The organism is Pseudomonas sp. Q1-7 (assembly GCF_028010285.1).
GTDB lineage: Bacteria > Pseudomonadota > Gammaproteobacteria > Pseudomonadales > Pseudomonadaceae > Metapseudomonas.
Map to the genome: position 1 here is coordinate 5,241,317 of NZ_CP116304.1, position 22,659 is coordinate 5,263,975.

The 22,659-nt window shown below is 65.9% G+C and carries 18 protein-coding genes; 6 read left to right on the top strand and 12 right to left on the bottom strand.

All coding sequences use genetic code 11. The features are described from left to right. Positions 1–27 precede the first annotated feature (27 nt). From rhdA to PJW05_RS24265, 4 genes are all read left to right on the top strand, one after another. Positions 28–843: a thiosulfate sulfurtransferase gene (gene rhdA, locus PJW05_RS24250; protein ID WP_271409474.1), complete on the top strand. Its 816-nt coding sequence runs from the start codon at positions 28–30 to the stop codon at positions 841–843. Between the two features lie 24 nt (positions 844–867). Further along, the gene (gene asd, locus PJW05_RS24255; protein WP_271409475.1) at positions 868–1,731 is read left to right on the top strand and encodes an archaetidylserine decarboxylase; all 864 of its coding nucleotides are present in this window, start codon (positions 868–870) and stop codon (positions 1,729–1,731) included. Positions 1,732–1,906: 175 nt separating this feature from the next. Beyond that, positions 1,907–3,733, top strand: coding sequence for a molecular chaperone (locus PJW05_RS24260; protein ID WP_271409476.1), 1,827 nt, complete (start codon positions 1,907–1,909; stop codon positions 3,731–3,733). Positions 3,734–3,792: 59 nt separating this feature from the next. Further along, complete coding sequence (locus PJW05_RS24265) at positions 3,793–5,862, top strand: EAL domain-containing response regulator (protein WP_271409477.1); 2,070 nt, start codon at positions 3,793–3,795, stop codon at positions 5,860–5,862. Between the two features lie 75 nt (positions 5,863–5,937). Here PJW05_RS24265 and serB read toward each other — a convergent pair whose 3' ends face one another. Continuing rightward, positions 5,938–7,152: a phosphoserine phosphatase SerB gene (gene serB, locus PJW05_RS24270; protein ID WP_271409478.1), complete on the bottom strand. Its 1,215-nt coding sequence runs from the start codon at positions 7,150–7,152 to the stop codon at positions 5,938–5,940. Between the two features lie 136 nt (positions 7,153–7,288). On the opposite strand from serB, the gene PJW05_RS24275 reads away from it, so the two are divergent. After that, entirely contained in the window at positions 7,289–8,800 is a 1,512-nt protein-coding gene (locus PJW05_RS24275) for an AhpA/YtjB family protein (RefSeq protein ID WP_271409479.1), read from the top strand. Positions 8,801–9,186: 386 nt separating this feature from the next. Here PJW05_RS24275 and PJW05_RS24280 read toward each other — a convergent pair whose 3' ends face one another. From PJW05_RS24280 to PJW05_RS24320, 9 genes are all read right to left on the bottom strand, one after another. After that, on the bottom strand, positions 9,187–9,903 hold the full coding sequence (locus PJW05_RS24280; RefSeq protein ID WP_271412296.1) for a PqiC family protein: 717 nt from the start codon (positions 9,901–9,903) through the stop codon (positions 9,187–9,189). Between the two features lie 141 nt (positions 9,904–10,044). Beyond that, on the bottom strand, positions 10,045–12,303 hold the full coding sequence (gene parC, locus PJW05_RS24285; RefSeq protein ID WP_271409480.1) for a DNA topoisomerase IV subunit A: 2,259 nt from the start codon (positions 12,301–12,303) through the stop codon (positions 10,045–10,047). A 7-nt stretch (positions 12,304–12,310) separates the two neighbouring features. Further along, the gene (locus PJW05_RS24290) at positions 12,311–12,835 is read right to left on the bottom strand and encodes a retropepsin-like aspartic protease family protein (protein WP_271409481.1); all 525 of its coding nucleotides are present in this window, start codon (positions 12,833–12,835) and stop codon (positions 12,311–12,313) included. After that, positions 12,832–13,815: an esterase-like activity of phytase family protein gene (locus tag PJW05_RS24295; RefSeq protein WP_442969191.1), complete on the bottom strand. Its 984-nt coding sequence runs from the start codon at positions 13,813–13,815 to the stop codon at positions 12,832–12,834. The genes PJW05_RS24290 and PJW05_RS24295 overlap by 4 nt, the downstream gene beginning before the upstream one ends. Continuing rightward, entirely contained in the window at positions 13,812–15,701 is a 1,890-nt protein-coding gene (parE, locus tag PJW05_RS24300; RefSeq protein ID WP_271409482.1) for a DNA topoisomerase IV subunit B, read from the bottom strand. The genes PJW05_RS24295 and parE overlap by 4 nt, the downstream gene beginning before the upstream one ends. 14 nt (positions 15,702–15,715) lie before the next feature. Further along, positions 15,716–16,429 (bottom strand): YqiA/YcfP family alpha/beta fold hydrolase, encoded by a 714-nt coding sequence (locus PJW05_RS24305; protein ID WP_271409483.1) that lies wholly within the window; start codon positions 16,427–16,429, stop codon positions 15,716–15,718. Further along, a complete protein-coding gene (gene cpdA / locus PJW05_RS24310; RefSeq protein ID WP_271409484.1) occupies positions 16,392–17,207 on the bottom strand; it encodes a 3',5'-cyclic-AMP phosphodiesterase in 816 nt (271 codons plus the stop codon). Before cpdA ends, PJW05_RS24305 begins: the two co-directional genes overlap by 38 nt. 138 nt (positions 17,208–17,345) lie before the next feature. After that, entirely contained in the window at positions 17,346–17,801 is a 456-nt protein-coding gene (locus tag PJW05_RS24315) for a DUF1249 domain-containing protein (RefSeq protein WP_271409485.1), read from the bottom strand. Continuing rightward, entirely contained in the window at positions 17,792–18,409 is a 618-nt protein-coding gene (locus PJW05_RS24320) for an NUDIX domain-containing protein (RefSeq protein ID WP_271409486.1), read from the bottom strand. The genes PJW05_RS24315 and PJW05_RS24320 overlap by 10 nt, the downstream gene beginning before the upstream one ends. Positions 18,410–18,605: 196 nt before the next feature. Between PJW05_RS24320 and PJW05_RS24325 the strand changes: the two genes are divergently transcribed. After that, the gene (locus PJW05_RS24325) at positions 18,606–19,346 is read left to right on the top strand and encodes an RsiV family protein (protein ID WP_271409487.1); all 741 of its coding nucleotides are present in this window, start codon (positions 18,606–18,608) and stop codon (positions 19,344–19,346) included. On the opposite strand, the gene cytX is transcribed toward PJW05_RS24325, so the two are convergent. Beyond that, the gene (gene cytX, locus PJW05_RS24330) at positions 19,303–20,604 is read right to left on the bottom strand and encodes a putative hydroxymethylpyrimidine transporter CytX (RefSeq protein ID WP_271409488.1); all 1,302 of its coding nucleotides are present in this window, start codon (positions 20,602–20,604) and stop codon (positions 19,303–19,305) included. The genes PJW05_RS24325 and cytX overlap by 44 nt on opposite strands. A gap of 125 nt (positions 20,605–20,729) precedes the next feature. Continuing rightward, positions 20,730–22,613 carry a phosphomethylpyrimidine synthase ThiC gene (gene thiC, locus PJW05_RS24335; protein ID WP_271409489.1) on the bottom strand — a complete coding sequence of 628 codons (1,884 nt, stop codon included), beginning with the start codon at positions 22,611–22,613 and terminating at the stop codon, positions 20,730–20,732. Positions 22,614–22,659: the final 46 nt, after the last annotated feature.

The following is a 22,659-nucleotide window of genomic DNA, read 5'->3' on the forward strand; positions in this document are numbered from 1 at the left end:
CCACTTTGTCCATCCGTGGAGGCTTCCATGTCCGCCTTCTCCAACCTGCCGCTGGTGATCGAACCGGCCGAACTGGCGCCCCTGCTGGGTAGCGACGAGCTGATCCTGGTCGACCTCACCAGTGCGGCCCGTTACGCCGCCGGCCATATCCCGGGAGCCCGCTTCGTCGACCCGAAGCGCACCCAGCTCGGCCAGCCACCGGCGCCGGGCCTGCTGCCGGCCAAGGCCAACCTCGAAGCACTGTTCGGCGAGCTGGGCCACCGCACCGGGGCCACCTACGTGGTCTATGACGACGAAGGCGGCGGCTGGGCCGGCCGCTTCATCTGGCTGCTCGATGTGATCGGCCACCACCGCTACCACTACCTGAACGGCGGCCTGCACGCCTGGCTGGCCGAAGGCCGGGAAACCTCGGAAAGCCTGCCCGATGCGGTCGGCGGCCCGCTGCCCCTGACCCTGCACGACGAACCGACCGCCACCCGCGAATACCTTCTGGGCCGTCTGGGTGCTCCCGACCTGGCCATCTGGGATGCCCGCGGTCCCAGCGAGTACGACGGCACCAAGGTGCTGGCGGCCAAGGGCGGACATATACCCGGCGCGGTCAATTTCGAGTGGACCGCCGGCATGGACCCGGCCCGCGCCCTGCGCATCCGCACCGACATGGCCGAAATCCTCCAGTCCCTGGGCATCACCCCGGACAAGGAAATCGTCACCCACTGCCAGACCCACCACCGCTCCGGCTTCACCTACCTGGTGGCCAAGGCCCTCGGCTATCCCCGGGTCAAGGGCTATGCCGGCTCCTGGTCCGAGTGGGGAAATCACCCGGATACCCCCGTAGAAACCTGAGGCCCCATTCGCCAAGGAAACCCAATGAAAGAACGCATCTTCATCATCAGCCAGTACCTGCTGCCGCATCACCTGCTTTCGCGCCTGGCCGGCTGCATCGCCGAATGCCGCGTGCACTGGTTCAAGAACGCCTTCACCGCCTGGTTCGCCAAGCGCTACCAGGTGAACATGAGCGAAGCGCTGGTCGAAGACCTCACCGCCTATGAACACTTCAACGCCTTCTTCACGCGCGCACTGAAGCCCGGCGCCCGCCCACTGGATGAAACCCCTGGCGCCATCCTCTGCCCGGCCGACGGCGCCATCAGCCAGATCGGCCCGATTGAGCATGGCCGCTGCTTCCAGGCCAAGGGCCACAGCTTCAGCGTGCTGGAACTGCTCGGCGGCGATGCCGAACGCGCGGCGCCCTTCATGGGCGGCGAATTCGCCACCGTCTACCTGTCCCCCAAGGACTACCACCGCGTGCATGCGCCCCTGGGCGGCACCCTGCGGGAAATGGTCTACGTACCGGGGCGGCTGTTCTCGGTGAACCAGAGCACCGCCGAGAACGTGCCCGAACTGTTCGCCCGCAACGAGCGCGTGGTGTGCATCTTCGACACCGAACGCGGCCCGATGGCCGTGGTGCTGGTGGGGGCGATGATCGTCGCCTCGATCGAAACCACCTGGGCCGGACTGGTCACCCCGCCCAAGCGCGAACTGAAGACATTCAGCTACGACGAAGCGGCCCGCGCGCCCATCGTGCTGGAGAAGGGTGACGAACTCGGTCGTTTCAAGCTCGGCTCCACCGCCATCGTCCTGTTCGGGCCGGACCAGGTGCGCTGGGCCGAGAACGCCTGGCCCGGCAGCCAGGTACGCATGGGCCAACTGCTGGCCCTGCCCAAGGGCGAGTAATCGAACCCGACCCCGGCGAACCCTCGTGGCTCAGCCGGGGTCCCATTCTTCATCAGCACGTCACACTGCAGGCGAGTCGCCATTTGGACAGGCTGCCGTCGTGCAAGGATGCTGTTAGAGTGCTGAAATCCAACCCACTACAACTACACACGAGAAATCGGAGAAACCGATCCGGATGGACCATCAGAGCCCTCACCTGCTGTTGCGCGTCCCCGCGCCTAGCAAACAGAGCCTGTCCTTCTGCGATGCCACCCCTCGCGACCTGAAAAACTGGATCGCCCACCTACCCAAGGCCAACCTCGGCGAAACCGCTCGCCAGCTTTACCAGGCCCTGGTGGAACTCAACCAGCTCGACACCCCGACTGCGAATCGCCTGCAACTTCTGGAACTGATACGCCCGGAAGTGCATTTCGTCTGCCAACACCTGGAGCGCCACTTCCTCGGCCAGTCCATCGTTCTGGATGAGCGTCCACGCAAGGTCGCGAACCTCTGCCAGGCCCTGCAGAACCACCTGGCCGTCGGTTACAAGCTGATCGTCGTGCGCGTGGCCTCGCGCCCCAGCCTCGATCGTGAACGCGAGCAGATCCTCGGCATGGCCCTGCAACGGGCGGTGCACAGCCTGAACGGGCCGCTGATTCGCTCCAACCAGCTTTACTGTCCGGTCCCCGAAGGCCTCTGGCTGGAGCTTCACCAGCTCTACCAGCTCGCCCAGAGTCGCCGGCTCCACCGCCTTGCCGTGCGCGATCCGCTGGCTCGCCGCACCCAGGCGCTGAGCGTCGAACAGACCTATCTGGTGGCGCTGCTGCTGGGCTGCGCCCGCTGCAACCAGATGCGCCAGCATGGCATCGCCCTCCTGGCGGAAATACTCGAGGCGTGGAGTGCACTGGTGCTTCTGCAGCCGGCCGAACTGCCCTCCAGCCTCTTCGCCGTGGCGCCGCAACTGGACGGTCCGCCACGCTACAAGTCGCTGTTCCAGGGCGTCGAACAGCGGACCCTGCTGGGGCTTGACCCGCTGCCGCTGGTGGACGCCATCAAGGATTACCTGCAATTGCCCGCCGAGCAGCGCAAGCAGGCCAGCCTGCCGATGCCCGAAGGCCTCACGATCGACCTGCTGCAGCACCTGAGCTCAGCCTGGGGCGACATTTCCGAGCGCACCTTCCAACGCAATCCCGGCCAGGGCAGCCTGACCCTGTGCATCGGCATGAGCGCCCTGCACTTCTTCCTGGCCGATGAGCAGCCCTTCAGCGAAGTGCTCAAACTGCCCCAGGACATCGGCCAGGCCGTGTTCCACTCGATCAGCAAGAAACCGGCGAAGGATGTCTGGGCCAACGCCTTCGACGCCCAACCCACCCAGGGCTGGCAGCAGGGCATCCCGCTGGAAGAGATCGAATACACCCGGCCCGTTTCCGAGAACAGCACACCGCCCGCCCAGGCCAGTGCGGCACCGGAAAGCTATCCCACCTTCAATGTCGCGGTGGTCAACCACAGCCCAGGCGGCTACTGCCTGAGCTGGCCCAAGGAAGTCCCCAGCCAACTGCAGGCCGGCGAGCTCCTGGGGGTGCAGGACGCCCCCGGACAGGACTGGAGCATTGCCGTGGTTCGCTGGATTCGCCAGGTGCGCGGCGGCGGCACCCAGATGGGCATCGAACTCGTAGCGCCCCAGGCGCAATCTTGCGGCGTGCTGCTGATGCGCAAAGGCGAACAGAACAGCCATTACCTGCGCGCCCTGCTGCTGCCGGCCATAGGCGCCATTTCCCGTCCCGCCACCCTCATCACGCCCCGCCTGCCTTTCCAGGAAGGCAACAAGGTACAGATCAACCTGCATGGCGAAGAACACCGCGCCGTGCTCACCCGGCGCCTGACCAGCACCGGCAGCTTCAATCAGTTCGAATACCGCGCTTTCGAGCAGCCGACACCGCCGCAAGGGAAGCCGCTCACAGGTTCGGGAAGTCAGCCTCAGGGCGGCGAGGAAGATTTTGACTCGCTATGGAAGTCACTGTAGATTCCCGGTTCATCACCATTCGTCGCCTATTCGCGCTCGTTCGGCGCTAAGCACAGGCCATGGCCATCGAAAAGAAAACGATCCGTCTGCTGATCCTGGAAGACTCGCAGAACGAAGCCGAGCGCCTGGTCAGCCTATTCCGCAATGCCGGACGCGCCACCCGCGTCCATCGCATCCTTTCCGCCGACGACCTCAGCGAGGTCCTGCAACAGAGCTGGGACCTGCTGATCGCCGCTCCCGACAGCGAACACCTGAGCCCCGGCGAAGCCCTCAACAGCATCCGCCGCCAGTCCAAGGACATTCCCTTCATCCAGTTGGTGGCGGAGAACGACTCCGACCTCATCACCGAAGCCCTGGCCCTCGGCGCCCAGGATGCCCTCCCCCAGGGCGAGGATGAGCGCCTGGTGCTGGTGGCCAATCGCGAACTGGCCAACCTGGAACAACGCCGCGCCCGTCGCGCCGCCGAAGTCAGCCTGCGGGAAGCGGAGAAACGCTGCCAGCTGTTGCTGGACAGCTCGGTGGACGCCATCGCCTACGTCCATGACGGCATGCACATCTATGCCAACCGCGCCTACGTGGAGATGTTCGGCTACGACGACGGCGACGAACTCGAAGGCATGCCGATGATCGACCTGATCGCCAGCGCCGACCAGGCCGGATTCAAGGACTTTCTGAAGAACTACCGCGACGGCGAAGGCAGCGGCGAACTCACCTGCGAGGGCTGCAAGGTCGACGGCCAGGGTTTCCAGGCGCGCATGAGCTTCTCCCCCGCCACCTATGACGGCGAGCCGTGCATCCAGGTGGTGATCCGCGCCGAGACCGACAGCGCCGAACTGGAAGAGAAGCTGCGTGAGATCAGCAGCCAGGACCTGGTCACCGGCCTGTTCAACCGCAGCCACTTCAACGAGATGCTCGACGCCGCCGCCGAGCGCGCGGTCAAGGCCGGGCAGCCGTCGAGCCTCGCCTACATCCGCGTCGCCCGCTATTCCAGCCTGCTGGCCGAAGTCGGCATCGCCGGCGTCGACCTGCTGCTCACTGATCTCGCCAACCTGCTGCGCGCCCACTTTGCCGGCGATGCCCAGCTTGCCCGTTACGGCGACGACGTTTTCAGCGTATTGCAGAGCGGCGTCACCCCCGAGCAGACCGTGGAAAGCCTGCAGGGCCTGCTGAAGAAGATCGACATCCACCTGTTCGACGTCAGCAGCCGCACCGTGCAGATCAGCCTGTGCATTGGCGTTGCGGGCCTCAGCGAAACCACGCCCAAGGCCCAGGACGTGGTGGACCGTGCCCACCGCTGTGCCGACGAACTGGGCGACGACGACGGCCTCAAGCTCTACAACCCCGCCGAGGAACTGGCTGCCGCGGCGAACCGTGGCAGCTTGGTGGCCATGGTCCAGCAGGCCCTAGAGAACAACAGCTTCCGCCTGCTGTTCCAACCAATCATCAGCCTGCGGGGCGATAGCTTCGAGCATTACGAAGTGCTGCTGCGGCTGCTCAACCCGCAGGGCGAGGAAGTGCCGCCCGCCGACTTCCTCGACGCCGCCAAGGACGCGGGACTGGCCGAGAAGATCGACCGCTGGGTGATCCTCAACTCCATCAAGCTGCTCGCCGAGCACCGTGCCAAGGGCCATAACACACGGCTCTTCGTCCATCTCTCCGGCGCCAGCTTGCAGGACCAGACCCTGCTGCCCTGGCTCAGCGTGGCGCTGAAGGCCGCGCGCCTGCCCTCCGACGCGCTGATCTTCCAGTTCAGCGAACCGGACGCCATCGCCTACCTGAAACAGGCCAAGGTCCTGACCCAAGGCCTGGCCGAGCTGCATTGCCAGGTGGCGCTGAGCCAGTTCGGCTGTGCCCTCAACCCGTTCAATACACTCAAGCACCTCAGCATTGACTTCGTGAAGGTGGACGGCTCCTTCACCCAGGACCTCAGTCGCGCGGAGAACCAGGAAGTCCTCAAGACGCTGCTGGCCAGCCTGCATGCCCAGGCCAAGCTGACCATAGTGCCCTTCGTCGAGAGCGCCAGCGTGCTGGCCACCCTCTGGCAGGCCGGGGTCAACTACATCCAGGGCTATTACCTGCAGGGCCCGAGCCAGGCGATGGACTACGATTTCTCACCCGGCGACGAGTGAGTGGATCCGGCCGCCCTGGAACGCCAGGAATGAAAAAGCCGCCCACGGGCGGCTTTTTCACGTCCGGCACCAGGCTCAGTGGCGACTGTCGCGATCACGGAAACCGAGCAGGTAGAGGATGCCGTCCAGCCCCAGGGTGGAGATGGCCTGCTTGGCCGACTGCTTGACCAGGGGTTTGGCGCGGAAGGCCACACCCAAGCCGGCCAGGCCGAGCATGGGCAAGTCGTTGGCGCCATCGCCGACGGCGATGGTCTGCTCCAGGCGCAGACCTTCCTTCTGCGCCAGTTCGCGCAGCAGATCGGCCTTGCGCTGGGCATCGACGATGGGCTCGATAGCCACGCCGGTCAGCTTGCCGTCGACTATTTCCAGTTCGTTGGCAAACACGTAGTCGATGCCCAGTTTCGCCTGCAGCTGCCTGGCGAAGTAGCTGAAGCCGCCGGAGAGGATGGCGGTCTTGTAGCCCAGTCGCTTGAGTTCGGCGAACAGGGTTTCCGCCCCTTCGGTGAGACGCAGGGAGGCGCCGATCTCTTCCAGCACTTCTTCCGAGAGTCCCTTGAGCAGCCCCAGGCGCTCCTTGAAGCTGGCACGGAAGTCCAGCTCGCCGCGCATGGCGCGCTCGGTGATCTCGGCGACCTGGTCTCCCACCCCCGCGGCTTTGGCCAGTTCGTCGATCACCTCGGCTTCGATCAGGGTCGAGTCCATGTCGAACACCGCCAGGCGGCGGTTGCGGCGGAACAGCGAATCGCGCTGGAAAGCGATGTCGACGTTCAGCTCCTGGGCGACACTGAGGAACTCGGCGCGAAGGGCCACCGGGTCGGCCGGCTCGCCGCGCACGGAAAACTCGATGCAGCCCTTGCCCTGGTCGGCGGGCATATCCAGCGGCATGCGCCCCGACAGGCGGTCGATGTGATCGATGTTGAGGCCGTATTTGGCGGTGATGGAACTCACCCGCTGCAACTGCTCGGCGGTCACCTTGCGGGTCAGCAAGGTCACGATGTAACGGCTCTTGCCCTGGCCGTCGACCCACTGCTGGTAGTCCGCCTCGGTCACGGGGGTGAAGCGTACCTGCTGATCCAGCTTGTAGGCGGTGAACAGCACGTCCTTGAGCACGGCCGAGGCGCCGGCGTTATCCGGGATCTCCACCAGGATGCCGAACGACAGGGTGTCATGGATCACCGCCTGGCCGATATCGAGGATATTCACGCCGCCCTGGGCCAGCGCACCGGTAATGGCCGCGGTCAGACCGGGACGGTCCTCGCCCGTGATGTTGATCAGGACAATCTCGCGCAAGGCGCACCTCACTCAGCGCATGAAAAGGCGCACATTCTACCCACTTTCACGGTACCCGCGGCATGCCCGGCGCTTTGCCCTGCAAGGGGCGCTCGCTATACTGCGCCACAATTTCGTCCGAGAAGAGCCGCGCTCTGTGAACCGGCCCACGCCTGTCAAACCCGACAATTTCTTTCTCCTGATCTTCCATGCCCTGCGCCAGCGGCGCGTGCCAATCGCCTTGCGCATCGCCAGCCACAGCCTGCTGCTGGTGGCGCTGGCGCTGGTGATCTATGCCTGGGTCATGGGCATGCAATTCAAGCAGGCCATGCAGCAGCAAGCCGACGCCCTGGGCCAGAGCCTGACCGCCCAGACCGCCGCCTCGGCCACCGAACTGCTGGTGTCCAACGACATCCTCAGCCTCAACGTGCTGCTCAACAACCTGGTGAAGAACCCGCTGGTCGCGCACGCAGCCATCTACAGCGTGGACAACCGCATCCTCGCCGAGGCGGGCTCGCGCCCCAAGCAAGGTCTGCTGGGCGAAGCCGAGGGCCTGTATTCCACCCCCATCACCTTTCAGGAAGTGATCGCCGGCCACCTGCGCCTGAGCCTGGACATGGCACAGTTCCAGCAGCCCATGACCATCAGCCTGCAGAGCATGGGCCTGCTCAGCCTGATCCTGCTGGCCCTCACGCTGTCCCTGAGCCTGCGCCTCGGCCGCCATCTGTCGACGCCGCTGCTGCAACTGCGCATCTGGCTGCGCGACCCGGACGACCCCGCGCCCGGCGCCGGCCGGCAGGACGAAATCGGCGACCTGGCCCGCCAGCTGCAGACCCGCCTGGTGCCGGAGAAGCCCGAACCGGAGCCAGAGCCGGAACCCCTGCCGGATGAGGATTACCTTGAGGTCGAACAGGACGACGAACTGGACGACCAGCAACACTTCGAGATCCGTGACCTGCGCGACGAACGTTTCGACGGCGAGGACGAGACCCCGAGCACGCTGTTCACCCCGGATGAGGAAGACCCCTTCGCCGAGCTGCGCGAAGAGCTGGCCGAGCCCGTCGAAGAGCCTGCCCCCGTCATACCGGAGGAGCCGCAGAACAGTGCCGTGCTGGCCATCCAGCTGGGTGCCCAGGACCAACTGCGCCGCCTGCCGCGCGCACGCCTGATGGACCTGCTGCAGCGCTACCGCGATTGTCTGGATCAGGCGGCCCGCCTCTACCATGGCCAACTGCTGACCCTGAACGACGGCAGCAGCCTGATGTTGTTCCACAGCCAGGACAGCGGCGAGGACTACCTGACCCACGCCCTGTGCTGTGGCGAGCTGATGCGCGCACTGGGCCATGCCCTGCAGATCGAGGTCGCCGACAGCGGCATCACCCTTCAGCTGCAGTTGGGGCTCACCCTGGGCGACGACCTCTGCGGTCTCGGCCAGGGCGACCTGCTGCTCGACGAAGCCACCCAGAACGCCCTTGCACTCAGCCAGCACAGCCGCAACCTGCTGCTGGTGGAGCGCGCCATTGCCGACGACGACCTGGTGCGCCAGCGTGCCCGCATTCGCTCCATCACCAGCCCGGAAGGCGCCTGCTGCGTCGAACGCCTGCTGGAACCTTATCCGTCACTGTTGGAACGCCAACTGGCGCGAATGCACGAGGCCCGCGCGCACTGAGCGCATGGATGACGAAGAAGCCCGCCGATGCGGGCTTTTTCGTGCCTGTTCGGTGCCGTCGACCTGGACCGGCATCGGTTACGTCTGAAGCGCGCCGCACGACATCTCCGCCAGCCTTGCCGTATCCACCACCAACCCCGCACCGCGAAACAGCAGACAGAAAAAAGCCCGCATTCAGCGGAATGCTGTTCACATAAGAAGTAATGGGGCTCGATCAGTCCCCTCGCCCCTTTGGGGAGAGGGGGTTAGAGGGGGAAACGACTGTTTCGCAGGGATTTCGCCCCTCTCCCCCAGCCCCTCTCCCATAAATGGGAGAGGGGAGCGAGTCATGCGCGCTTAAGTGAACGGCATTACGCATTCAGCGGGCCTTTTCCAGGATTTTCCAATCAGAAGCGGAACACTTCTACATCGGTGCGTACCGGTGCCGCCATGGGAATCTTCGGCGGTTGCGGTTCCTTGGTCTTGGCCGGAGCAGTGGCGGGCGCAGCCGGCTTGCGCGGGGGCTCGACGGCGACCGGCTGACCTTCCAGCGGTTTCACCGCCGCAGCCAATTGCTCGGCCAATTGCTGCAGCAGCTTGCTCTGGGCCCGCACCTGGTCGGAGGCGGTCCCGGTATGGGGCTCTTCCAGGCGAACCAGACGGCTGTCACGCAACTGGCCGGCACGGTCCAGCAGGCGCCACTGCGCCTCCAGCACAGCCGGTCGCTGCGGGCCCGAATCCAGACGGCTGATGGTCAGCAGCACCTGCACCTCGGGGGTGAAGCCGGGATTACCGGGGGCCAGCACCAGGCGCTGGCTGTCCAGGCGCCAGGACAGCTGACGCAGCAGCAACTGGTCGATATCCGCCGCCAGGCTACCGGCCCAGCGGCCGTCCGGGGCGACGGTCAGGCTGCCGTCGGGCTGGCGCTGAAGCAAGGTTTCGCGCTGCAGGTAGTCGGCCACGGTCACCGGGCCAAGCAGCACTTGCATCCCAGCCTTCTCTGACGGCACCTCCGGGGTGCCGGCATCCAACTGGAACATGGGAACAGGTGGGCTATGCACGCAGCCGGCAAGGCCGAGGAGGCTCACCAGCATCAAAGCCAGGGGAAAACGCACGGTCATCAATCTCATCCAAGGCTGCCTGTTGGAGCAGCCTGCAGTCGAATTCATCGCTCGACGCCATCGTCGACGAATGGCGCGGGGACATATCATCCGTCAATGTGACGCAGGACTCCATAGCCCCACGTCAATTCGCTGTCGCCAATGTCAGGCCAGCGGTTCCACCTGCAGCGCATCGACCCGCTGGAAGCCGCGCGGCAGCTTGTTGCCACGGCGCCCGCGCTCACCCTTGTAGTGTTCCAGATCGTCGGGCCGGAGCGACAGGGTGCGCTTGCCGGCCTGCAGAACCAGGGTCGCTCCCGCCGGCAGCACCGCCAGGTCGGTGAGGTACTCCTCGCGGCTGGCCACACGATCGCCGGGGATGCCGATGATCTTGTTGCCCTTGCCCTTGGCCAGTTGCGGCAGGTCGGCGACCTTGAACAACAGCAGGCGCCCCTCGGTGGTCACCGCGGCCAGCCAGTCCTCGTCAACGCTCTGCACCGGCCGTGGAGACACCACCTTGGCACCGCTCGGCAGGCTGAGCAGGGCCTTGCCGGCCTTGTTCTTGGCTTGCAGGTCGGCCCCCTTGACCACGAAACCGTAACCGGCGTCCGAGGCGATCACATAGGTGGCCTCGTCCTCGGGCAACAACAGGCATTCGAAGTTGGCCCCCGGCGGCGGCGTCAGCCGGCCGGTGAGCGGCTCGCCCTGGCCACGAGCCGACGGCAGCGAGTGGGCCGCCAGGGAATAGCTGCGCCCGGTCGAGTCGATGAACACCGCATACTGGTTCGAACGCCCCGGCGCGGCGGCCTTGAAGCCATCGCCGGCCTTGTAGGACAGACCGACAGCATCGATGTCGTGCCCCTTGGCGCAGCGCACCCAGCCTTTCTCGGAGAGCACCACGGTGACCGGCTCGGTGGGCATCAGCTCGGTTTCCGACAGGGCGCGGGCCTCGGCGCGGGCGACGATGGGCGAGCGGCGCTCGTCACCGTAGGTCTCGGCGTCCTTGATCAGTTCCTCGCGCACCAGTTTCTTCAGCTTGGCGTCGCTGCCCAGCAGGGCCTGCAGTTTTTTCTGCTCCTTCAGCAGTTCTTCCTGCTCGCCGCGAATCTTCATCTCCTCCAGGCGGGCCAACTGGCGCAGGCGGGTGTCGAGGATGTAGTCGGCCTGGATCTCGGTGAGATCGAAGCGCGCCATCAGCACCTGCTTGGGTTGGTCCTCGGTACGGATGATGTGGATCACCTCGTCCAGGTTGAGGAAGGCGATCAGCAAGCCGTCCAACAGGTGCAGGCGTTTTTCCACCTTGTCCAGGCGGAACTGCAGCCGGCGGCGCACGGTGCCGATGCGGTAGGCCAGCCACTCGCTGAGCAGGGTGCGCAGATCCTTGACCTGGGGTTTGCCGTCCAGGCCGATGACGTTCATGTTGACCCGGTAGCTGGACTCCAGGTCGGTGGTGGCGAACAGGTGCTGCATCAGTTCGTCGGCATCCACCCGGTTGGAACGCGGGATGATGACGATGCGGGTGGGGTTCTCGTGGTCCGACTCGTCGCGCAGGTCGGCGACCATCGGCAGTTTCTTGGCCTGCATCTGGCCGGCGATCTGTTCCAGCACCTTGGCGCCGGACACCTGGTGCGGCAGCGCGGTGACCACGATGTCACCGTCTTCTACGCGATAGACCGCGCGCATACGCACCGATCCGCGGCCATTTTCGTAGATCTTCAGCAACTCCTGGCGCGGGGTGATGACTTCCGCCTCGGTGGGAAAGTCCGGGCCGAGCACGTGCTCGCAGAGCTGTTCGACACTGGCGGACGGCTCGTCCAGCAGGCGCACGCAGGCGGAGGCCACTTCCCGCAGGTTGTGCGGCGGCACGTCGGTGGCCATGCCTACGGCGATGCCGGTGGTGCCATTGAGCAGCAGGTTGGGCAGGCGCGCTGGCAGGGTCGCCGGCTCATTGAGGGTGCCGTCGAAATTCGGCACCCAGTCCACGGTACCCTGCCCCAATTCGGACAACAGCACCTCCGAATAGCGCGACAGGCGAGCCTCGGTATAACGCATCGCGGCAAAGGACTTGGGATCGTCCGGAGCCCCCCAGTTGCCCTGGCCATCCACCAGTGTGTAGCGGTAGCTGAACGGCTGGGCCATCAGCACCATGGCCTCGTAGCAGGCGGAATCACCGTGGGGGTGGAACTTGCCGAGCACGTCGCCGACGGTCCGTGCCGATTTCTTGTGCTTGGCGTCGGCGTCCAGGCCCAGCTCGCTCATGGCGTAGACGATGCGCCGCTGCACGGGTTTCAGGCCGTCGCCGATGTGCGGCAGGGCGCGGTCCATGATCACGTACATGGAGTAGTTGAGGTAGGCCTGTTCGGTGAAGTCGGCCAGGGAGCGACGCTCCACGCCTTCCAGGCTCAGATCGAGGGATTCGCTCATGCGTGCCTCACGGGGAAGTGATTTGGCGCAGCACCAGGGTGCCGTCGCGCTGGGTGAATTCGAGTTGCTTGAGGGCGCTCATGCCGAGCAGTACCTCGCCGCCGTCCATGCCCGGCACGATGATCGCCGGCACCTGGGTCAGGCGGATGTCGCCCAGGCGCAGTTCCTGCAACTGGGTGCGATGACCGGTGACTCGGCCGTTGGCCGTACTCAGGGTGACCGGCGCGCCGGGTTCGAGGCCGAGACGCTCGGCCAGGCGGACCGGCACGGCCACCTGGGTAGCGCCGGTATCGAGCAGGAACGTCGCGACCTGCCCATCGATGCGGCCGTCAAGCAGGTAGTGGCCCTGGCGGCTGCTGACCAGACGCACTTCGACAAAGCCGTTGCCTTGCACCGATTCGGGTTTCCGGTTGGGGTTGTGCTGGCGCTTTTCCCAGACACCGAAGTAATGCGTGGCCAGGAGCAGGCCGATGCCCCAGGCGAGCACCAGCATGACCCGTCCCGCGCGCTTGCCCGGCGTCTGCGTGGTCATTTCGCGCTCCAGCCGCCCTTGGGCGCGGTGAAACGCCAGACGATGGGGCGCCGCTCGCCATCGGCACGCGCCTTGCCGCCGTTGTCGAGGCCGACCCAGGCGCCTTCGTCGTCTATCCACAGGGCTTCGGCCACGCCAAAGGGCACGCCGTAACGACGGGTGTCCGCCAGGGCCTCCTCGACGAACGACCAGCAACGCTCCACCTGGCCATTGCTCGGCTTGCGCCGGCAGATCTGATACGCCAGGCGCTCCAGGGTGAAGAGTTTTTCGTTGTGGAACGCGACGTCGGAGAAGTCCCGCGGTAGTTGCTGCTCACTGCCGAGGGGGGCCGGCGGACGCTCGGTTCCAGCCTCGCCGAAAATCACGCAACCGCCGGTGCAGCGCCAGCTGGACTGCTGCTTGTGCACCACCATCAGGCCACGGCGCTCGCGCTCGGCGGCCAGCCAGAGACGCTCGCCCGTGGGATCGACAGCGATGCCCTCCAGCAGCGCGTTGAAGTGCAGCAGCATGCCGCTGGCGCGGGCCTGGCGTATCAGGCTGGTTGGCAGCCGCAGCCAATTGGGCTCGCCGGCCGCCGGCATCTGCAACACGGCCGCACGGGACTCGCTCACCAGGTAGCGGTTGCCGTCGGCATCGCAGCTGATGCCTTCGAAGTCCAGCGTGTTGCCCCGCAGCAGGCTGACGGCCCAGGAACGCGCACGCACGCCCCAGGGCAGGCTGCTCGGCGGAGGCGGCGGAGCGAGGAAGGTCTCGGCCTCGGCCTGGAATACGCCGCCTATGGGCTTGAGCCGGTACAGCTGGTTATCCACCCGGTCGGACACCGCAATCAGCTCGTCACCGCAACGGGCCAGGCCGGAGAGGTTGCCCTGGGGCATGCCATCCACCGGGTACTCGGCAGCCAGACGCAACTGCTCCGGGTCGTCGGCGGCCTGGAGCGTCGCGGCGAACAGCAGGGAGACGAGGATCAGCGCTCCCCTCACACCATGACCTCGGCGAGGTTGCCCTTGGATTCCAGCCAGGACTTGCGGTCACCGGCACGCTTCTTCGCCAGCAGCATGTCCATGACCTCTACCGTGCCCTCGGTATCCTCCAGGGTCAGTTGGACCAGGCGACGGGTATTAGGGTCCATGGTGGTTTCGCGCAGTTGCAGCGGGTTCATCTCGCCCAGTCCCTTGAAGCGGGTCACCTGGGGCTTGCCACGCTTCTTCTCGGCGGCCAGGCGGTCGAGCACGCCATCGCGCTCGGCGTCGTCCAGGGCATAGAAAATTTCCTTGCCCAGGTCGATGCGGTACAGCGGCGGCATGGCCACGTAGACGTGCCCGGCCTCCACCAGTGGGCGGAAATGACGCACGAACAGGGCGCACAGCAGGGTGGCGATGTGCAGACCGTCGGAGTCGGCGTCGGCGAGGATGCAGATCTTGCCGTAGCGCAGTTGGGTCAGGTCGGCGGCGCCGGGGTCGACGCCGATGGCGACGGCGATGTCGTGCACTTCCTGGGATGCGAGCACTTCGCCACCGTCCACTTCCCAGGTGTTCAGGATCTTCCCGCGCAGGGGCATGATCGCCTGGAACTCCTTGTCCCGGGCCTGCTTGGCCGAGCCGCCGGCGGAGTCGCCCTCCACCAGGAAGAGTTCGGCGCGCATGGGGTCCTGGCCGGCACAGTCGGCCAGCTTGCCGGGCAGCGCCGGCCCCTGGGTGATTTTCTTGCGCTCGACCTTCTTGCCCGCCTTGAGGCGGCGGCCGGCGTTGCTGATGGCCAGTTCGGCCAGTTGCATGCCGAGATCCGGGTGGGCATTGAGCCAGAGGCTGAAAGCGTCCTTGACCACCCCCGAGACGAAGGCAGCGGCCTCGCGGGAGGACAGGCGCTCCTTGGTCTGGCCGGAGAACTGCGGCTCCTGCATTTTCATGGAGAGCACGAAGGCGATGCGCTCCCAGACGTCCTCGGGCGCCAGCTTGACGCCGCGCGGCAGCAGGTTGCGGAACTCGCAGAACTCGCGCATGGCGTCCAGCAGGCCCTGGCGCAGGCCATTGACGTGGGTGCCGCCCTGGGCGGTGGGAATCAGGTTGACGTAGCTCTCCTGCAGGGACTCGCCGCCTTCCGGCAGCCACAGCAGGGCCCAGTCCACGGCTTCCTTGTTGCCGGCCATGCTGCCGACGAATGGCTCGTCGGGGAGGCGCTGGAACTCGGAAACCGCATCCACCAGGTAGGAACGCAGGCCGTCTTCGTAGTGCCATTCGACGCGCTCGCCGCTGGCCTTGTCTTCGAAGCTGACCGAGAGGCCCGGGCAGAGCACGGCCTTGGCCTTGAGCACATGCTTGAGACGGCTGACGGAGAACTTGTGGGAATCGAAATACTTGGCGTCCGGCCAGAAGTGCACGCTGGTGCCGGTGTTGCGCTTGCCGACGCTGCCGACGACCGCCAGTTCGCTGGCCTTGAAGCCGTCGGCGAAGGTCATCAGGTACTCGCTGCCGTCGCGCTTGACCCGCACTTCGACGCGGGTGGACAGCGCGTTCACCACCGAGATGCCGACGCCGTGGAGGCCGCCTGAGAACTGGTAGTTCTTGTTGGAGAACTTGCCGCCGGCATGCAGCTTGGTGAGGATCAGTTCGACGCCGGGCACCCCTTCCTCGGGGTGAATGTCCACCGGCATGCCGCGGCCGTCGTCGATCACCTGCAGGGAATTGTCCTCGTGGAGGATCACCTGCACGCACTTGGCGTGGCCCGCCAGGGCCTCGTCCACGCTGTTATCGATGACTTCCTGGGCCAGGTGGTTGGGGCGGGTAGTGTCGGTATACATGCCCGGGCGCTTGCGCACCGGGTCGAGGCCGGAGAGGACTTCGATGGCATCCGCGTTGTAAGTAGCCATGGATTCCCTTTCAGTCAGAGGTCGGAAAAGTCGATGTCACGCCACAGCTGCGCGGGAAAGCCGGCAAAGGCCAGCAATGCGGGCAGGTGGGCGGGGAAGTTCTGGAAACCGTGGTCGCCGCCCGCCTCGATGCGCAGTGCGCAGGCGCGGTAGTAGCGCTCCGCCTGGCGGTAGTCGAGGGTTTCGTCGGCCGTCTGCAACCACACCTGGTAACGGGCCGGGTCCCGTGGCGGCGGCACTTCCAGTTCGGCCAGCGCCGTCACGTGCTCCAGCGTCAGCTCCCAGGTTTCATCGCTGTAGTAGTTCTTCTGTGGGCCGAGCCGGCCGTCGAACAACCGGTGCGGGGCGACCGCGGGGTTGATCAGCACGGCCTTCAGGCCGTGGCGTTCGGCCAGGTGGGTCGCATAGTAGCCGCCCAGGGAGCTGCCGACCAGCACCGGCCGCCCCAGTTCGGCGATGGTCGCCTCGAGCTGGCCGATGGCCAGGCGCGGATGGTGATGCAGGGCCGGCACCCGCAGGCGTTCGGCCAGCCCCAGGCGCTGCATCAGGGCGCTGAGCTGGCGCGCCTTGAACGAGGCCGGCGAGCTGTTGAAACCGTGGATGTAGAGAAGACAGGGGGGCGAGCTGGACACGCGGTTTCCTGGCAAGTCGGGAGAAAGGTGTACTTCTTGCCGTGCCCGGGCGCGAAGGTCAATAACCCTTGACGCTGTAGTCCACTTCGAAGGCAATCCCGGTGACCCGCGAAACCCCGGTCTCGACGCCGCCGTCGCGCTTCAGGCGCAACCAGCGATAGCCGGGGGCCTCGTTGCCTACGCAGAAGTCTTCGCTGCCCGGCGCGAACTGCACGCAGGTCGAGGGTGAGGCCAGCAGGCGAACGCCATTGCGAACCTGGTCGAACTCCTGGTGCACATGCCCCCAGAGCAGCACGCGCACCTGTGGGTAACGGTCCAGCACGGCGAACAGGCTGTCGGCGTTGCGTACACCGATGGGGTCCATCCAGGCGCAGCCAATGGGCACCGGATGGTGGTGGAAGCTGACCAGCACATGGCGCTCGCCGGCACCTTCCAGGGCACTTTCCAGCAGCGCCAGCTGCTCGCTGGGAAAATGCCCGGGGACGGCGCCGGCAATGGTGGAGTCCAGCAGTACCAGGCGCCAGTGGGGGAAATCGACAATCGGCTCCAGGGCCGAGGTGCCGGCACAGACGTCACGCATCACCGGCACTTCGTCATGGTTGCCAGGGAACCAGCGGGTCGGTGCCGGAAGACTCGCGACCAGCTCGCGGAAAGCCTCGTAGGACTCGACCGAACCGTCCTGCGACAGGTCGCCGGTGGCCAGCACCAGATCGATGTGCGGCTGCTCTCGCAGGACCTGTCCGATCACCCGTTGCAAGCTGTCACGGGTGTCCATGCCCAGCAGCTTGCCGCCCGCTTCGGCGAACAGATGGCTGTCGGAGAGCTGCACCAGCAGCACCGATTCGTCAGCGGCAGTGGGACGTGGATTGGGCAAGGCCGTCTCCTTGGGCAGGGTGTTCCGATTATGGTTGCTGCGCGCACAACGGGTAAACCCGAGAAGCGGGAATGGATCACAGTTAGCGGCTGCCGATCAGCGCCGTCCAGTCCGCTGCCGGGCGATTCGGCAGGTGAACTACAGGACGACCGGCTCCAGCTCGTGGCCACAGGCCAGGCAATGGCTCAACCACTCGCCGAGGAACAGGTTGAGCTGGCTCTTCTCGTCCGGCTGGTGCATGTCGGCATTGGGATAGGGATACACGCTGCGGAAACGCCGTGCATGCTCGGCACCGACCACCTCCGCCATGCGCGCGTCGTGGTAGACCCGCACCTCCAGCTGCGGCGACGGCAGCCACGGCAGGCTCAGTTCCTGGCGCACCTGCAGGGTGGTGGTATAGGGACAGGCTTCGACCACTTCCAGGGCCAGCACGCCGAGCAGGTGTTCACCCTGGCTCAGCGCGACGCGCCGGGAGCCGCGTACCTCGCGCATCTGCGGGAGCAGACGCATCAGGCGCGCGTAGTTCGCCTCGCAGGCTGCCTGCAGCCCGACGAGATCGACCCGGTAGCGATCGCGCAACGGATTCACGTCCACAACCCCCTGACTTCGGTACGGTTCAGCGCCAGCCACTGCAGGGCCAGCATACTTGCGGCATTGTCCAGCCGACCTTCGCGCATCAGGGCCAGGGCGTCCTCCAGCGGCATGGCATGCACGCGGATGTCCTCGCCCTCCTCCGCCAGCCCGTGTACGCCCCCCGCGCCGCTGCTGTCGCAGCGTCCGAGAAACAGGTGTACACGCTCGTTGGAGCCCCCTGGTGAAGGATAGTAGGTGGTGATCGGCCACAGCGAAGTCAACTGCAGATCGGCTTCTTCCACGGCTTCCCGACGGGCGACCTCTTCCGGCACTTCGTCCGTGTCGATCAACCCGGCCACCAGTTCCAGCAGCCAGGGACTCTCGCGCTTGCCATAGGCACCGACGCGGAACTGCTCGATCAGCACCACCACATCCCGCTGCGGATCGTAGGGCAGCACGCAGACAGCATCGTGACGGACGAAGAGTTCCCGATGGATGACCGGCCCCATGGCGCCGGAGAACAGCCGATGACGCAGACTCAGGCGGTCCAGGCGGTAGAAACCCTGGAAACAGGTTTCGCGTCCGACCACCTCGACGGCGTCCGGGCCCGGCTTGAAGGTTTCGGTCATGGGAAGGCCTCACTGGTGGCAACGGGTTTCGATCCGCGCATCCTACCCCTTGGCCATACGCGACGCAGCCTCTTTGCAGAAGCCGTTCGGGCTGGGAAGATGCCCGGCGAATGACTGCCCCGGCCGGGCGAACTCACGCCCGGGACGGCAGTCGAAGCCTGCACTTTTCCAGAACATGCCCCTGACGATGAAGCCGATGCCCCTTGCCAGACTCCTCGCCACCGCCAGCCTCGGCGTCCTGCTCAGTGCTTGCCAGATGTTTCCCGGCGGCAACGACGAGCTTTCGCCGCAGCGTCACGCGTGGGAACACCTGAAACCCGGCTGCCAGGGCGAAACCTGTCCGCTGGTGAACATCGACACCATCCGTTTCGACGGCGAACCGCAGCTCAACGCGCTGATCGACCGGCGCCTGCTGCAAATGACCCAGGACGGCCCCGATGCCCCGCTGCCGGCTTCGTTCGAGTCCTACGAGCGGGACTTCCTCGCCAGCGCCGAACCGGGCTGGAGCAGCTACCTGCAGGCCAAGGTGCTGGAACAGCATGACAAGCTGGTGCTGGTCGAACTGTCCAGCTATCTCTTCACTGGCGGCGCCCATGGCATGCCGGGACGCGGCTTCATCAACTACGACCGCAAGCTGGAAAAGCCGCTCAGCCTCGGCGACATGCTGCTGCCCGGTCAGGAAGAGGCCTTCTGGAAGCTGGCCGAGCAGGCCCACCGCCGCTGGCTGGCGGCCAACAAATTCGACCAGGATCCCGACTTCATCAGGATCTGGCCGTTCGAACGCACCGCCAACGTCGCCCTGGGTTACGGCGCCGTGCTGCTCAAGTACGACGTCTACAGCATCGCGCCGTATTCCAGCGGGCATCCGGAAATCCGCATCCCCTACCCGCAGCTCAACGGAATACTGAAGCCCCGGTATTTCCCCGGGCGCGGCTGAAGCGGCCCAGCAGCCATTGCAGCGAGCCCGCGGCCAGCAGCGCGGGCAGGGTCGCTCCCAGCTCCGGCCAGCGGTTGGCCAGCAGATGGTAAATGGCCACGCCGCAACCCCAGGCCAGCAGGGTGTCCCAGCGCAGCGCGACACGCGGCGCCAGTTCGGCGCGGCGGCGGCGCAGGACGAAGTGATCCACCAGCACCACGCCGAACAGCGGCGCGAACACCGAGCCGATCAGCAGCAGGAAGTTCTGGTACTCGGCCAGCGGCGCGAACCAGGCAATCAGGGTGCAGAGCGCACCGATAGCCAGGGCCAACTGTTCCACCTTGAGCGGCAGCAGGATGCCGCTGGAGACCGCCGCCGAGTGGATGTCGGCGAAGGCCTTTTCCGACTCGTCCAGCAGGATCAGCAGCAGCGGGATGCCCATGCCGGCACCGGCCAGCGCCAGCAGCAGGGCGTTGACGTCGCCGCCCTCGGCGAAGGCCAGGGTATAGGCCACGCCCAGCCCCATCAGCCACAGGCAGCCGATGAAGAACCCCAGCGCCGAGCCGAAGAAGACTCCGCCGCCACGTCGGCCGAAGCGCGAGTAGTCGGCGATCAGCGGTAGCCAGGACAGCGGCATGGCAATGGCGATATCGAAGCCCAGGGCGAAAGACATGGAGCCGTCGCCGGCCCGCGCCATCAGGGCCGAGAGATCAGCACGGTTGAACAGGTCCCAGGTCAGCCAGACGCAGGCGCCGAGCAGCAGCCAGATGCCCCAGCGACGCAGGATGCGGCGCACGAAGGCCAGCGGACCGGCCACCGCCAGCAGGGTCGCGAGGGCGCCGAACACCAGGGTCCAGAGGGTCGGCGAGGCCAACAGGCTGCTGTCGCCCAGTCCGCGGGCGGCCAGCAGACTGGCGGCGTCACGCATCACGATGATCTCGAAGGCGCCCCAGCCCACCAGTTGCAGCAGGTTGAGCACGGCCGGCAAGGCCGCGCCGGTGGAACCCAGGCTCAGCTTGAGCGAGGCCATGGCCGCCAGGCCGGTGTCGCTGCCGATCATCGCCGCCGCCCCCAGCAGCAGCACGCCGGCGCCGGTGCCCAGGAGGATGGCCAGCAATGCATCGCTGGTGCCGAGGCCCGGCGCCAGCAGGGCGCCGGTTTGCAGCACCATCAGGCCGAGACCGAGAGAGAACCAGAGGGAAAACAGGTCGCGCGTGCCGAGGACGCGCTGGTCGAAGGCGACCGGGAGGGACGGTGAGTAGTTGGGTGGGGTGTTCACGATGGCGGATGTCCTTGTGGACTGTTGTTATCGGGTTATCCACAAACCGGAAAGCCGGGCACAGGGCCCGGCTTCCAGCGTGGGTGTGACAGGTCAGTGCCTGTTCACGATCGGGTAACAGACGTTCACACCTGCTTGTAGATCACCGACCCCTCGTCCTTGAAGCGCCCCGACTGCTCGGCGAAACCGGCCTCGATGGCCTTCTGCTCGTCGGTCAGGCCATTCTCCTTGGCATAGTCGCGCACTTCCTGGGTGATCTTCATGGAGCAGAACTTCGGCCCGCACATGGAGCAGAAGTGCGCCACCTTGGCCGACTCCTTGGGCAGGGTCTCGTCATGGAAGGCCCGCGCGGTATCCGGGTCCAGGCCCAGATTGAACTGGTCTTCCCAACGGAACTCGAAGCGCGCCTTGGACAGCGCATTGTCGCGGATCTGCGCGCCCGGGTGGCCCTTGGCGAGGTCGGCGGCGTGGGCCGCGATCTTGTAAGTGATGATGCCGGTCTTCACGTCATCCTTGTTCGGCAGGCCCAGGTGCTCCTTCGGCGTCACGTAGCAGAGCATGGCGCAACCGAACCAGCCGATCATCGCCGCGCCGATGCCGGAGGTGATGTGGTCATAGCCGGGGGCGATATCGGTGGTCAGCGGGCCGAGGGTGTAGAACGGCGCCTCGTCGCAGCACTCCAGCTGCTTGTCCATGTTCTCCTTGATCAGGTGCATCGGCACATGACCAGGGCCTTCGATCATGGTCTGCACGTCGTGCTTCCAGGCAACCTTGGTCAGCTCGCCGAGGGTTTCCAGCTCGCCGAATTGCGCGGCGTCGTTGGCGTCGGCAATGGAGCCCGGACGCAGGCCATCGCCCAGCGAGAAGCTGACGTCGTAGGCCTTCATGATTTCGCAGATTTCCTCGAAGTGGGTGTAGAGGAAATTCTCCTTGTGGTGGGCCAGGCACCACTTGGCCATGATCGAGCCGCCACGGGAGACGATGCCGGTGACGCGCTTGGCGGTCAGCGGCACGTAGCGCAGCAGCACGCCGGCATGGATGGTGAAGTAGTCCACGCCCTGCTCGGCCTGCTCGATCAGGGTGTCGCGGAACAGCTCCCAGGTCAGGTCTTCGGCGATGCCGCCGACCTTTTCCAGGGCCTGGTAGACCGGCACGGTGCCGATCGGTACCGGCGAGTTGCGGATGATCCACTCACGGGTTTCATGGATGTGCTTGCCGGTGGACAGGTCCATCACCGTGTCCGAGCCCCAGCGAATGCCCCAGGTCAGCTTGGCCACTTCTTCTTCGATGGAGGAACCCAGGGCCGAGTTGCCGATGTTGCCGTTGATCTTCACCAGGAAGTTGCGGCCGATGATCATCGGCTCCAGCTCCACGTGGTTGATGTTCGCCGGAATGATGGCGCGACCGCGAGCCACTTCCTGGCGCACGAACTCGGGGGTGATCTCTTTCGGGATGGCGGCGCCGAAGCTGTGGCCGGCGTGCTGCTCCTTGAGCAGGCCGGCTTCACGCGCCTCGGCCAGCTTCATGTTCTCGCGGATGGCGACGTATTCCATCTCGGGCGTGACGATGCCCTTCTTCGCGTAGTGCATCTGCGTGACGTTCTGGCCGGCCTTGGCGCGGCGCGGGTTGCGCACATGGGCGAAGCGCATGGCGGAGAGTTCGGCGTCCGCCAGGCGGCGTTGGCCGAACTCGGAGGTCAGGCCCGGCAGGCGCTCGGTGTCGCCACGGTCTTCGATCCAGGGGCTGCGTACGTCGGCCAGGCCCTTGCGCACGTCGATGCTGACGCTCGGGTCGGTGTAGGGGCCGGAGGTGTCATAGACGGTGACCGGGGCGTTGATCTCGCCACCGAAGGCGGTGGGGGTCACGTCCAGGCTGATCTCGCGCATGGGCACGCGGATGTCCGGGCGCGAGCCCTGCACATAGACTTTCTGCGAACGGGGGAAAGGCTGGATGGATTGCTGGTCGACCTGGGCGCTTTCGCTCAGGTTCTTTTGTTGTTTTGCGGTCATCGGCTGGCTCCTGGGGATGATGTCGGAGCGAACCTGAAGGCAGAGT

What these genes read in the sequence shown, in the direction of transcription:
- rhdA (WP_271409474.1), top strand. Translation starts at nt 28, where the DNA reads ATGTCCGCCTTCTCCAACCTGCCGCTGGTGATCGAACCGGCCGAACTG.
- asd (WP_271409475.1), top strand. Translation starts at nt 868, where the DNA reads ATGAAAGAACGCATCTTCATCATCAGCCAGTACCTGCTGCCGCATCAC.
- PJW05_RS24260 (WP_271409476.1), top strand. Translation starts at nt 1,907, where the DNA reads ATGGACCATCAGAGCCCTCACCTGCTGTTGCGCGTCCCCGCGCCTAGC.
- PJW05_RS24265 (WP_271409477.1), top strand. Translation starts at nt 3,793, where the DNA reads ATGGCCATCGAAAAGAAAACGATCCGTCTGCTGATCCTGGAAGACTCG.
- parC (WP_271409480.1), bottom strand. Translation starts at nt 12,303, where the DNA reads ATGAGCGAATCCCTCGATCTGAGCCTGGAAGGCGTGGAGCGTCGCTCC.
- PJW05_RS24290 (WP_271409481.1), bottom strand. Translation starts at nt 12,835, where the DNA reads ATGACCACGCAGACGCCGGGCAAGCGCGCGGGACGGGTCATGCTGGTG.
- parE (WP_271409482.1), bottom strand. Translation starts at nt 15,701, where the DNA reads ATGGCTACTTACAACGCGGATGCCATCGAAGTCCTCTCCGGCCTCGAC.
- PJW05_RS24320 (WP_271409486.1), bottom strand. Translation starts at nt 18,409, where the DNA reads ATGACCGAAACCTTCAAGCCGGGCCCGGACGCCGTCGAGGTGGTCGGA.
- PJW05_RS24325 (WP_271409487.1), top strand. Translation starts at nt 18,606, where the DNA reads ATGCCCCTTGCCAGACTCCTCGCCACCGCCAGCCTCGGCGTCCTGCTC.
- thiC (WP_271409489.1), bottom strand. Translation starts at nt 22,613, where the DNA reads ATGACCGCAAAACAACAAAAGAACCTGAGCGAAAGCGCCCAGGTCGAC.